This window comes from Blautia sp. HCP3S3_H10_2 (assembly GCF_052122375.1).
In the GTDB taxonomy this organism is placed as follows: Bacteria; Bacillota; Clostridia; order Lachnospirales; family Lachnospiraceae; genus Blautia_A.
This window is the reverse complement of sequence record NZ_JBQKCL010000010.1, coordinates 1-12,976: the sequence shown is the minus strand read 5'-3', so window position 1 is coordinate 12,976 and position 12,976 is coordinate 1. Positions and strand designations below refer to the sequence as shown.

Annotated in this window: 9 protein-coding genes; all 9 read left to right on the top strand. The window is 32.8% G+C overall.

Going from position 1 to position 12,976, the window contains the following annotated elements; genetic code table 11:
- The first annotated feature begins 7 nt into the window (after window positions 1–7).
- The 9 genes from ACTQWB_RS11905 to ACTQWB_RS11865 are packed head-to-tail and all read left to right on the top strand — an operon-like array spanning window position 8 to window position 12,910.
- A complete protein-coding gene (locus ACTQWB_RS11905) occupies window positions 8–1,372 on the top strand; it encodes a glycosyltransferase (protein ID WP_441501871.1) in 1,365 nt (454 codons plus the stop codon).
- Window positions 1,365–4,025 carry a glycosyltransferase gene (locus ACTQWB_RS11900; protein ID WP_441501870.1) on the top strand — a complete coding sequence of 887 codons (2,661 nt, stop codon included), beginning with the start codon at window positions 1,365–1,367 and terminating at the stop codon, window positions 4,023–4,025. Before ACTQWB_RS11905 ends, ACTQWB_RS11900 begins: the two co-directional genes overlap by 8 nt.
- Window positions 4,026–4,049: 24 nt before the next feature.
- Window positions 4,050–4,826 (top strand): ABC transporter permease, encoded by a 777-nt coding sequence (locus ACTQWB_RS11895; protein WP_441501869.1) that lies wholly within the window; start codon window positions 4,050–4,052, stop codon window positions 4,824–4,826.
- 1 nt (window position 4,827) lies between these two features.
- The gene (locus tag ACTQWB_RS11890) at window positions 4,828–6,078 is read left to right on the top strand and encodes an ABC transporter ATP-binding protein (protein WP_441501868.1); all 1,251 of its coding nucleotides are present in this window, start codon (window positions 4,828–4,830) and stop codon (window positions 6,076–6,078) included.
- Between the two features lie 4 nt (window positions 6,079–6,082).
- The gene (locus ACTQWB_RS11885; protein ID WP_441501867.1) at window positions 6,083–7,837 is read left to right on the top strand and encodes a GT99 family glycosyltransferase N-terminal domain-containing protein; all 1,755 of its coding nucleotides are present in this window, start codon (window positions 6,083–6,085) and stop codon (window positions 7,835–7,837) included.
- A gap of 51 nt (window positions 7,838–7,888) precedes the next feature.
- Entirely contained in the window at window positions 7,889–10,555 is a 2,667-nt protein-coding gene (locus tag ACTQWB_RS11880) for an LTA synthase family protein (protein WP_441514610.1), read from the top strand.
- Between the two features lie 14 nt (window positions 10,556–10,569).
- A complete protein-coding gene (locus tag ACTQWB_RS11875) occupies window positions 10,570–11,649 on the top strand; it encodes an acyltransferase family protein (protein ID WP_441502887.1) in 1,080 nt (359 codons plus the stop codon).
- Between the two features lie 15 nt (window positions 11,650–11,664).
- Window positions 11,665–12,336 (top strand): acylneuraminate cytidylyltransferase family protein, encoded by a 672-nt coding sequence (locus ACTQWB_RS11870; protein ID WP_441502888.1) that lies wholly within the window; start codon window positions 11,665–11,667, stop codon window positions 12,334–12,336.
- Window positions 12,329–12,910, top strand: coding sequence for a hypothetical protein (locus ACTQWB_RS11865; protein ID WP_441502889.1), 582 nt, complete (start codon window positions 12,329–12,331; stop codon window positions 12,908–12,910). The genes ACTQWB_RS11870 and ACTQWB_RS11865 overlap by 8 nt, the downstream gene beginning before the upstream one ends.
- The last annotated feature ends 66 nt before the right edge of the window (window positions 12,911–12,976 follow it).

Below are 12,976 nucleotides of genomic sequence, written 5' to 3'. Positions count from 1 at the left end.
ATTCTATATGGGGAAGATATTACACTATATACATGGACTTCCGCCAGTACGTGTTGGCGGACTGGTTGATTATGCCCTTGATCTGGCAGAAGTTCAGACAGAGCAGGGGCATACTGTAGAACTTTTAACGCCAGGGGCAATTTGGGGAAGAAATAGACATCACATTTGGTTTCGGAAAAAAAAGTTTAGAAATTTAGATTGGTATTGTATTGAAAATCCATTGCCGGTTCCTATGGCGTGTGGAATAAAAGATATTAAGTGGTATAGTAGTGATGCTGGATTTGATGAATATAAAAAATTTCTTGAAAAGATAAAACCAGATGTTATTCATGTCCATAGTTTGATGGGAATCCATAAAAGTTTTTTTAAGGCAGCAAAGGAGTTGCATGTACGGATTGTATATACGTCCCATGATTATTTTGGTATTTGTCCTAGGACGGATTTGTTAAGAGATGGGCACATTTGCGAGAATAAGGATTGGACCAAATGTGCATCTTGCTGTCGTAATAGTTTTGGCACTTGGCATTTAATATTTGATCAGTCAATTTTTTTGAGGATTTTTATGAGTCAAAACTATGCATTAAAAATTTTACAAAAATTGATGAAAATGAAAGCAAATGTTTTAAATAAAGATAAAACAGAAGCAGAAAAAAGTATTGATAGTTCATATAATTTGGAATATGAGAAGCTTAGAAAATACTATTGTGATATTTGGAAAATGATTGATTTTTTTCATTTTAATAGTGATGTAGCGCTGGAGGAGTATATAAAGAGAATTGGTGATGTTCCTCATGCAGTAGTGCCAATTTGTAATCGCTATTGTGGTGATCATAGAAGATTAAGAAAATATGGTAAAAAAATTCGTATCGGTTTTTTTGCTAATAATAGTGTGCATAAAGGTTTTTACAATTTATTAGAGGTTTTAAATTTACTATATAAAGAAGGATATGATTTCTGTTTAAATATTTATTTTCCGGAACCAGGTGATAAACCAGAGTATCTGGAAGAACATCCGCCTTATAAGCGAGATGAATTAGAGAAAATTTATGAACAAAATGATCTGGTGGTTGTTCCGAGTATGTGGAAAGAAACGTATGGACTTATTGTTCCGGAAGCCTTGAGCTATGGGGTACCGGTTGTTATATCAGAAAATGTGGGAGCTAAAATTTTATTGGAACATGGCACAAGACCCTTTGGAAAAATATATGGAACTGAAAATAAACAGTTATATTTGACGCTAAAACAAATATTAACTGATCATGGGATTTTATCTGAATGGAATACTAATATATGCAATGCAAAATTGGAGTTTTCCATGTTAAAGCATGTGAGTGAAATGATGATTAAATGTTATGGAGGAAAGTATGAATAGCAACAATTTAATTAAACCTGTAGATATTATAATACCGGTATATAATGCATTAGACGATTTAAAAATTTGTTTGGACAGTTTAAAAAAGCATACCGATTTGGATTTGAACAGGGTAATTATTATTAACGACAATAGTCCGGATCCTAACGTTAAGCTTTTTTTGGATAGTTTAGATTATTCATGGCTGAAGGTAATTCATAACGATACAAATAAGGGATTTTCAGCGAATATCAATTTAGGTATGTCACAATCTGAAGAAAGAGATGTAGTGTTATTAAATTCAGATACCGTATTAACGTCTAACTGGCTTCCCAAAATTGTCAGATGTGCGTATAGTTCATCTGAAATTGGAACCGTAACTCCAGTTTCCAATAATGCGACCTTATGTTCGGTTCCAAATTTCTGTGAAGAAAATGTATTACCGGAAAATATAAGTATAGACAAGGCGGCCGAGATTGTTGAACGGTGTAGTTTCCATGAATATCCGCAGATTACAGTTGCTATAGGTTTCTGTATGTTTGTTAAACGTGAAGTGATTAAATGCATTGGCGGTTTTGATGCAGAAACATTTCAGAGAGGGTATGGAGAAGAGAATGATTTTTGTAATCGTGCAGAACAGATGGGGTATATCCATGTAATGTGCGATGATACATATATATACCATAGTGGAACTAAATCTTTCGTATCGAAAGAGAAAGAACAGTATATTAGAGAACATGATAAAATTCTGCAAAAAAGGTATCCTGTACAAATGCATCGGAATGCAGTTCATTGTGCAACAAATCCTAATGCACATATCGGAAAAAATGTAGGATTATATTTCGGATTAGAAAACGGAAAGAAAAATTTATTATATTATTTACATTCGGATTTTTGTGTGGGAAAGAATGATAGTATAGGTGGCACTCAGTTTCATGTAAGAGATTTGAAAAACGGAATGCTGGAAGAATACAATATATATGTAGTTGCCCGTAATGGCGAATACATTACAGTAACGGGGTATGTTGGTGAACAGATTCACCATTTTGATTTCTGGGTGGGAGAGGCTGTCCCGTTTATTCCAGAGAAAGACCGCAAAATACGAAAAGTTCTGAATGATATCATTGAAGCGTTTGATATTCAGTTAATACATGTTCATCATGTAATTGATACGTCTTTAGATATTTTTTCATTAGCTAAGGAAAAAAATATTCCAGTTGTTTTAACTGCTCACGATTTTTATTATATATGTCCAACCACAAAATTGCTGAATAGTGAAGGCAAGTTTTGTTCCAAATGTAAAGTAGATCAGGAATGTATTACTTGTTTGAGAAAAACAATAGGGACAATAGATACAATTGACTATCTTAGCTTATGGCAGAAAAAAAGTACTAAAATTTTTGAAATCTGCGAAAAGATCGTTTTTCCATCAGAAAGCGCAAAGCAAATTTATGCGCAGGTATATCCTCAGTTTTCAGATAAGTATGTAGTAATAGAACATGGTGTTAATAGACAATTGGGGGAAGCTATTTCATATAATGAGGAAAAACTTGTAAGAGAAGAGTTTATCTTTGGCATTGAATCAACTAAGATATCATCTGGACAGATGATAGTTGATGGTTGGATAAATGCATATCAAATGGACCCAGAGAATGAAAGACTTTTATTAGAGATAGATACTTCAGAAGAAAAATATTATATTCCGTTGACTCTTTCCCTTATAGACTATACAAGGGGGATTGTTTCCCGGTTTATTGCATGTGTACCTGGCAAATTGTGTGAAAAGGAGACTCTGAAAGCGCAAATTGTTATAGCATCAGAAAGTCAACTGTTCACGGGGCAGACAGAGCCTGTGCAGATAAAGGGGAATCGAAAACTGAAAAAGAAAAAACTCAGAGTTGCATTTATTGGTGGTCTTGACGTATCTAAAGGTAGCGGTGTTGTCTATGACATTGTGAAAAAAGGTTCTAAGGATGTTCAGTGGTACACTTTTGGAACAATTGGAGATGAAAAACTGGAAAATCTGAAGCAGGATAATTATGTTTCGCTTGGAACTTATAATCAAAAAGACCTGCCTGCATTACTTAAAATGCATGAAATAGATGTTATTGGTATTTTATCAATCTGGCCTGAGACATATTCTTATACAATGTCTGAAGCTATTCTCAATGGAATCCCAGTAATTGTTTCTGATATTGGGGCTTTAGGGGAAAGACAAAAAAAGCTGAATGCAGGATGGACTGTAAGTGTTGATAATATTGTAGAGGATTTTGTTAAAGTTACAAACAATATATTAAACGATATGCAGGGACTGGAAGAAATAAAGAAGCGTGTTTGTAATATTAATCTGAAAACTCTTACACAGATGAATAAAGACTACAGTATTTTATATAAAGAATGTCAGGAAAAGAGACCGAATCGTCATATGAGTTGGGAATATGACAAACAAAAAATATATAATACATACTATTATAGAAATGATCTACAGACAAAATCAACAGGTGATAATGTAATCGGGGATGAACAAAAACAGCAGTATATGAGAGATGCTGAGGAACTGCGTATTTTGAAAACCACTTTAACATATCAGCTTATGATTAAAATAATTCATATGCGTATGCCATTTAAGCAGCAAATCATGAAAGTGGTTTATAAGATATGGAAACGCAATTAATTAACGGAGGATATAACAATAATAATGAAGTTAATTAAAGAACTTTGGAACTATCGTGAAATGATAATAAGTTTGGTAAAAAGAGATTTAAAGGGACGTTATAAAGGTTCTGTTATGGGATTTTTGTGGACAATGATCAATCCATTGTTACAGTTGGCTGTGTATACATTTGTGTTTTCGGTTATTATGCCAAGTGGGGTAGATCGTTTCTATTTATTCTTGTTTGTGGCGTTGGTTCCATGGCTGTTTTTCTCGACTTGTCTGTCAACAGGAACAACAGTTATCTTTGCCCAGCAGGAAATGGTAAAAAAGATTTATTTTCCCAGACAGATATTGCCGATATCTTTCACTATAAGCCAGTTTGTGAATATGTTGCTGAGCTTTGTTGTTATTTTTATTGTACTCATTTTTAGTGGAATTAAATTTAATTTTAAAGCCCTTGCATGTTTACCCATTATTATGCTGGTACAGTTTATATTATGTCTAGGAATCACTTTTGTGGTTTCTGCACTGACTGTTTACCTTCGGGATTTGGAATATATTTTAAGCATTATTTCAATGGCTTGGATGTATTTAACACCAATTTTGTATCCGATCGAAAATGTTCCAGAGGCATATAGAGGAATCTGTTACATAAATCCGATGACATCAATTATAGTTGCATATAGAGATATTTTATATAGCAGTAAAGTGCCTGAAATGGGTACTTTGATGATTGCAGTATTTATGGGGATCCTGTTATTAGTAATTGGACTTGTCTCTTTTGAACGTTTGCAGAGACATTTTGCAGAGGAGTTATAGAATGAAACCGGAAAATGCAATAGAAGTATGTGATTTAAAAAAGAAATTTAAGGTTTATTATGATAAGGGCCGCTCGCTTCAAGAAAAGATTATGTTTAAAAATCGTAATTATTATGAAGAACGCTGGGTGTTAAAAGGGATTTCTTTTGATATTAAAAAAGGTGAAGCAGTAGGTTTAATTGGACATAATGGATGTGGAAAAAGTACAACATTAAAATTGTTAGCTGGAATACTATATCCCGATGGTGGAAGTGTGGAACTGGCAGGAAGAGTTTCTAGTTTATTGGAACTTGGAGCTGGTTTTCACCCAGATATGAGTGGTAGAGAAAATATTTACATAAATGCTTCCATATTTGGTTTAACGAAAAAAGAAATTGATAAAAGATTGGATGAAATCATTGAATTTTCAGAATTGGAAGAATTTATTGATAACCCGGTTAGAACATATTCGTCTGGAATGTATATGAGACTGGCTTTTTCTGTAGCAATTAATGTTAATGCTGATATATTGTTAATTGATGAGATTTTGGCAGTTGGTGATGTGAATTTTCAGACAAAATGCTTTAATAAGCTTATGGAAATTAAGGCTAAGGGAACTACTATTGTTTTAGTGTCTCATTCTCCAGAGCAAATTGAAAGAATTTGTACAAGATCTATCTGGCTTCAGGACGGAGAAATCCGAATGGAGGGAAATGCAAGAAAAGTTCATAAGGCATATTTGGAATTTATGAACGAAGAAAGAAAAAAAATAGAGGAAAAAGAGAAGAAAGAAAAGAGTAATATCAATCCAGCAGAAGAGAGGAAAGAAAATGCAAGTGTGGATGATATTAAGCGAAGAGGAACTGGGGAGGCTCGTATTACTTCAGTAAAATGTTTGAATGAAGATGAAAAAGAGGAACATTTTTTCTTAAAAGGTGATACGATTCAATTTGAGATTGAATATAAGGTGAATAAAAAAATTCCAAAAGCGTATTTTGGATTGTGTATCCTACGAAACGACGGAGTTAGATGCTATGGTATTAATACTAGGGCAGAAGGCCTAGAATATAAAGAATTGAACCAGAATGGAAAAGTTACACTTGTCTTTCCTAAAATTCCGTTAATGAAAGGTGTATTTATAGTCGATGCTACGATCGAAGATCAGGTAGGAAATACCATTGATTATTATGATAATGCAGTATCTTTCGATATATCGGTAAATGAGCCGGGAAGTGGTGTAGCCTATTTAGAACATAAATGGAATTTGGAGTGAGCGTATGATAATACCTGTTGTTTTTTCATTGGATCCAGTAAATAATTTGCCATGTTTATGGAGTTTTTATAAAGGAGTATCTTTTGCAAAACGTTTTGCGTGGCCAGTTATTTCGCAGGAGCGTTATTTCGAATGCTTTGGCAGGCATCCTAAGGGGTTCGAATTTTTTGAAGAAGATGCAGTATGTGCCAAATTTGAATATGATAAGCCAGAAGTAGAAGATTTAAATAAAATAACGCAGGTGAAATTTCCTGAGAAAATTGAAAGGGAATATATTCGTGGATTTGCATCACAGACAGATGCATATATGACTTGTCTCATAAAATCATGGCCGGAAATGGAAGCGTTTTTAAGAAATGCAATTAAAATAATAGAGGCACAGTATACAGAGAAAATAGAAGCTTTCATTGTATTTCAGTCCTATAAGTTCATTGACAATGTAGCAGATGAGGTGAAAATCCCGGTGTTCCATTACGAATGGGGACCTATGAGATATGATTTTTATAGAAATACTTCATATTTTGATAGAAAAGGAATTTACGGAGACAGTGACTTTCAACAGCGTTTGGAGAAATTTAATGAAGAATGGGATGACTCACTTCCGATATTTTCAAAAAGAGAATTATTGGCACTTCTTTTAGAAAAAGAATACTTACATTACGCAACAGACATGTATCCAAATCCAAAGTATGAAGTTGGGCTTGCGTTTGGCTACAGTAATGCGACAGCTGTAACAGCGAGAAATCGTATTTCTGCTGTTGAATTATATTCAAAGGTACAAAGGATATTTTCAGAAGACGAAATTGGGGTTCGATATCATCCCGGGGATCCCTTGCATGCAAATTTGAGAAAAGGTCAGGAAAGTTCAGGAAAACTGATTGATTTTATTCTTAATTGTAAAAGAATTGCATGTGCATGTTCAAATGTTGCGTTCGAGGCTATGTTGTTTGGAAGAATAGTATATGAAGAGAAATGGTCTCAGTACGGATGTATAGCAAACAATTTAGATGAGGGATTAACAGAACGCATGCCAGATGATCATATTATGAATTTTGTGGTATTTAATTTGTTGATTCCCTTTGAGTTGCTTAACAATGTGGAATATATAAGATTTAGATTAAAAGAAAAAAGCGAGAAAAGGATTTTCTTATATCATTTAAATTACTATTTATCAACATTAAATATAAGTAAGAGGATTTTGAAACTGGATTCGGATGCGAGACTGAAAGTGATTATAGCTATTCGAGAGGGAAAAATGGAAGCAAAAGAAATAGATGTAAAAGAATATGTTGATTTTAATATAGAAGAAGGATTTGGAGCAGAGGTTACAAATCAAATAAAGGAAGAACGCACTAAAAATTTAATTAAGGAAAAAGAGTCATATATAAATTCTCTTGTATCTAAATGCCAAGAAGAATATGAAGAACTGGTGAAAACAAACGAACTTTTAAAAAAAGAGCAGGAGTACAGTAAGTCACTTTTGGAGGGAATTAAGTTTAGGGATGATAGAATTAATGAACTTGATAGTCTTCTTTCGAAGGAACAAGCATACAGCAAGTCTTTAATAGATGGCATTATATTTAGAGATTCAGAAATTAAACGAATTACGGAAGATGCTGGTAATGTTCATGAAATGATGGAATATCTGGGAGAAAAAATGAAATCTGTTGAATCTGAGGTTAAGGGATGCAAGAGTTCTATCGAATCCGAAATTGAGGCTAAAAAAAATAGATGGAAGATATTTGGAAAAAAGAAATAAAAAGCTAAGGGGATATTAGATTATGGATATCACAGAAATGAGAAAAAAGAAATGAGAATAAATAAAAAAAACTGGAAGAATATATTCCTGATTGGGCTTTTATTGTTGCTGACGGTAGTAGCAATTGCGACCACCACATACACGATAACATTTAATTATGATACAGATGAATTATCAGGAGATGTAGCGACATTATATTTTGATTATGGAAATGGCTATTCGGAAAATCTATCATCGTATGTAACAATAGATGGAGATAAGGTTACATTTCCATTGAAAAAATATAGGGAGATAAGAAAATTACGTTTTGTGCCTGTACGTGAAGCTGGAAAGAAAAGTGAAATTGTTTCAGCTGAAATAAAAACAGGGAATTTTTCTATAAAAAAGTTATCTGAGGATAATTTAGTAAACTTGCTAACAGAAAATTCAAATGTATTAGTACAAAATAGCGGTATTTATGTAGAAAAAAAGGAGGGGGAAGATTATAATCAACTGGAATTTCCCAGTACCTTGATTAGATATAAAAAAAGAATTATTCCCCTTATGATGGAAGCTATAAGAAAACTATTATGTTTTGGGGCTTTGATTATTATAGGCATTGTAGCATATTATGTGGGAAGCAGTAGGCCGTTATTTCCTAAAAGTCCAATATATTCAAGATGTATTATTGGGCTTATTCTTGTTGCTGAATATTTTATAACGCAAAATTCAAAGTGGCTTATTGCGGGAGTTGGATTTTTTATAGTATTTTTACTGATTGGAAAATTGGGTCTTATTTGGAACTCAACACAAAAAAGAAGCGCTTACTTTAATTTGGTTGTTTTGAGTGGGTACAGTTTTTTGATTTCACGCATAGCGTTAGATGATGGCATTCTTTTCTTTGGATATCTTGTTTTATTGTTTCTAGTGACAGGACTTTTGATTGGCATATTTAATGAAAAAACAGAAAGTACTGACAAAGATTCAAAAGGGAATATTGATATTGTTCAAATTTCTGGATTATATGTGCGCGTTATGATTGTCTATATTCTTTTCTATATTATGAAGAATATATTAATAAATAGCAATTATGATGTGATGACAGCTGTGTATAATTGCGATACGCAAATTGCATTGATGAATATAACTTGGATGTTTATTTTTATTTCCGTCTTGTATTTTTTTCTGGGAAATGGAATTGCTAACGTGCTTTTTGCAATTTTGTCTCTTGTATTGTTAATCGGAAATTATATAAAGATTTCTTACCATGATACATATTTGACGCCAATGGATTTTTGGCAGATCGGAGATATGATAAGAATATCAGGTAGTATTGTAGATAAACGTTTATTGATTGGGATTGTTGTCTTATGTGTAGGATTTGTAATACTGCTTATTAAGTTTAGAAAACAAGTTGCAAAATATTTAATTCCTCATATAAATGTTGTTGCAGGAATTGTAACATGTATAGTCTGTGTTTTTTGCACTAAAGATTTTCTGGATGATAAATATATGGAAGCATATAATGTGGGCTATAAATGGTATGTAACTGCTTATATCGGTGAAGAGACTAGTGGGATGTATTTATATAATATGTTTAACGTTGCACATATGGGGGATAATGCAGTTACAAAACCGGAGGATTATACGGAAGCTCATGCATTAGAGCTAAAAAAAGAGTTTGAAGAATATAAAACAGGAGAAAGTACAGATACATTCCCTAATATTATATGTATAATGGCTGAATCATTGTTCGATATCGAGAATATTGATTCTTTGACGTTTAATCAGGAAATTGAACCGACAATACATAAATATATGAAGAGTACATTAATTTCACCGAGGTTTGGTGGCTACACTGCTGCTGTGGAATACGAAGCATTAACTGGACACAGTCTGTATTTTTATAAAGATGGAACAATGCCGTATACAACATATTATTCAGGAAAGACAGTCAATTCGGTTGCAAGTGAATTAAAAAAAGATGGATATGCAACGATAGCGTGCCATCCTAATACAGGGGATTTTTATTCTCGTGAAAAAGCATATTCTAAAATGGATTTTGATAAGATGTATACGATTGCTGATTTCGATTTGTCAGATTCGGATTATACAGTTGCTGGTTATTGTAGAGATATTCCTTTTGCAGATAAGGTAATTGATATTATGGATTCCCAGACTTCTCCAACTTTCTTGTTTGGAGTTAGTATTGCAGGACATTATACTAGTGAAGATCATTATGCCAAGACGGATATTACAGTTGAGGGAAATGACTTAACAGATGATGATAAACATATTTTAGAACAGACCGCTGCGGCATATCAGGAATCAGATGAAATGCTTCGTAAGCTGATTGAATATGTAGACGAATGCGAAAAACCTACAATTCTTTATGTATTCGGAGATCATTTGCCTCCATTACCGATGTATGAAAAATTGAATTATATTGAGAATCCAGTAAATAAATATGGTACTGTCTTAGTTGGATACAGTAATTACAAGGATATTGAATTTCCACAGTATATGACTCCTAATCAGTTGGGGCCACAGATGTTGATTGATGCCGAAGTAGAACATAACAGTTATTGGGATTATATATATTCATTGAGAGAAAAATATCCCGTGATTCAAAAAGAATTTATTTCAACTGATGCTGCGGAAAATCTTGAAACATATAGATTTATACAATATGATCTGATGTTTGGAAAAAAATGGATGTTGGATGATGTTGGTGAATAATCGGAGGATAAGGTGTGACTGAACGTAATCGCAATATAGATGTTATCAGAGGCATTATGATGTTGCTTATTGTTTTATATCATGCATGGGTAATTTGTGATGCAGCTCCTATTGGAAGTAAAGTGCTGGGAACATTTATTAGTTTAGGCGGAGAAATTGGGGTAACCGGTTTTTTTATGCTTAGTGGATTTGGGATTTATTATGCTATATCAAAAACAGAAGATGCAGGATGTTTTAATTTTTGTAATTTTATGAAAAGACGCTTTCAAAGAATATTGCCACAGTATTATGTGGCTTTCTTTGTTATTCTCCTTTTTACAGATGGGGCCCAGTATCTTTCAGGAATACATATTTTAGATATTGTTTCACATATTTTCTTTATACATAATTTGTTCCCGTCTTATTTTGGGGCAATTAATGGGGTATTGTGGACAATGGGAGTTATTATGCAGTTTTATATCATTTCCATATTTTTATATAGAGGAATAAAAAAATGGAAGATGGTATTTGTTGCAGGAGCAATTATTTTAACTGTTTTATGCAAAATAATTGCCTTTAAATATGTACTTCCGATGGTAGGTGAACAGTATGTGCTATATGGAGGGCGGCAGTTGATAACAGCTCTGGATAATTTTGTACTGGGAATGTTTTCTGCATATGTTTTATCCAAAAAACACATTGAGAAAAAATGGTGCTATAGTTTAGTGTGTGCAGCTGCTTTGGTATTACTAGAAATCTGGGGAATAATAGGATTAAAAAATGGAATCCATGTAGCTCATCCGATTGGATATGTATGGCACAGTGTTACTGCATGTTTACTTTTGGTTATTTTTATTTCTTTTTCTTATCTGCCTTTATCTTATGAAAATGGGATTGTTAAAAGTTTATTATGGGTTTCAAAATATGAGTATGGAATATACTTATGGCATTTGGTAATGTTTAATAATTTGCGTACAAAAGCGCCTATTGTTCAGAATTTGATAGATAATAATTTACATTGGATTGCTATAGTATTTTTTATAATATTGGCAGTTATAGCAGGATGGCTTTTCTCTGTAATTATTGATGGACAAAAAATGAAAAAGATTAAGTAGAGCGTGGAGGGGAATATGAAAACAATAGCTGTTGTACCGATGAAACTAAAGAATAGACGATTGCCAGGAAAGAATACAAAATCTTTTACAAATGGTAAACCTCTTTGCTATTATATTCTTTCAACATTGTTGAAGGTGAAAGAAATTGATGAGGTATATGTATATTGCAGCAATCCTGATATTCAGAAATTCATTCCAGAAGGAGTAATATATTTGAAAAGAAGTGCGTTATTGGATCAGGATACTACCAGCATGACAGATGTTTTGGAATGCTTTGCAAAAGAGGTACCGGCAGACATTTATGTAATGACACATACTACAGCTCCTTTTATTTCAGAAAAATCAATTCACAAAGGGCTTGAAGCGGTATTGAGCGGAAAATATGATTCTTCATTTGCTGCTAAAAAACTACAGGATTTTTTATGGAAAGATGGAGTGCCATTTAATTATGATCTTACTAATATTCCAAGGACACAAGATTTGAAACCGTTGTATGAAGAAACAAGCGGTTTTTATATTTATAAACAAATAGTGATATCTGAATTACACAGAAGAATTGGGGAAAATCCTTTTATTGTAGAGGTTAATGAAATCGAAGCTGTTGATATTGATGAACCAGAAGATTTTATAATTGCAGATGCTATTTATAACTATTTGCTTCAGAAAGATGTGAAAGACAATGAGTAAAATCAGACTTTTGGATTGTACACTAAGAGATGGTGGCTACTGTAATGATTGGATATTTGGAAAAAACAACATTCACAAAATCATTAAAGGTTTATTGGAAGCGAATATAGATATTATTGAATGTGGATACATTAGTCAAAAAAAAGAATTTAATATTGATAGAACTCAATATACTTCCTTTAAGCAGATTGGAGAATATATTCCTCAAAATAGAGAAGGAAAAATTTTTGTTGGAATGATTAATTATGGGGAATATAAGAAAGCGTTAGATTTCTTTGTAAATACCCCAATGAATGATCTTGAAAAAGTAGAAGATATAGATCATTTGCGTTTCTTGGCAAATGGAATTGATCTTCACTTCAACTATGTTGATTCGGAATCTATTTCGGTAGATACTCCTAAAGATTTAGAAAAGGTTAGGAATATTATTATGAGCAAAATAAAAAATGGCGAAATAATCCTCTCAGAAATCGGGGGGGGTACTAAAGAGTATCTTAAATATGATTCTATTACGCAATTGCTCCTTAATAAAGGAGCTTCCTGTATAATAAAAAGCGTGGATGTTGAAAATTGAAAATACCTCAGAGTACAATAAGACTACTGACTGGCAGGTTAGTAAAAATCTTATTATACAGAGAGG

Excerpts from the sequence above, each read along its gene's own strand:
- ACTQWB_RS11905 (WP_441501871.1), top strand. The coding sequence starts at position 8 with ATGGGGAAGATATTACACTATATACATGGACTTCCGCCAGTACGTGTT.
- ACTQWB_RS11900 (WP_441501870.1), top strand. The coding sequence starts at position 1,365 with ATGAATAGCAACAATTTAATTAAACCTGTAGATATTATAATACCGGTA.
- ACTQWB_RS11895 (WP_441501869.1), top strand. The coding sequence starts at position 4,050 with ATGAAGTTAATTAAAGAACTTTGGAACTATCGTGAAATGATAATAAGT.
- ACTQWB_RS11890 (WP_441501868.1), top strand. The coding sequence starts at position 4,828 with ATGAAACCGGAAAATGCAATAGAAGTATGTGATTTAAAAAAGAAATTT.
- ACTQWB_RS11885 (WP_441501867.1), top strand. The coding sequence starts at position 6,083 with ATGATAATACCTGTTGTTTTTTCATTGGATCCAGTAAATAATTTGCCA.
- ACTQWB_RS11880 (WP_441514610.1), top strand. The coding sequence starts at position 7,889 with ATGAGAATAAATAAAAAAAACTGGAAGAATATATTCCTGATTGGGCTT.
- ACTQWB_RS11870 (WP_441502888.1), top strand. The coding sequence starts at position 11,665 with ATGAAAACAATAGCTGTTGTACCGATGAAACTAAAGAATAGACGATTG.
- ACTQWB_RS11865 (WP_441502889.1), top strand. The coding sequence starts at position 12,329 with ATGAGTAAAATCAGACTTTTGGATTGTACACTAAGAGATGGTGGCTAC.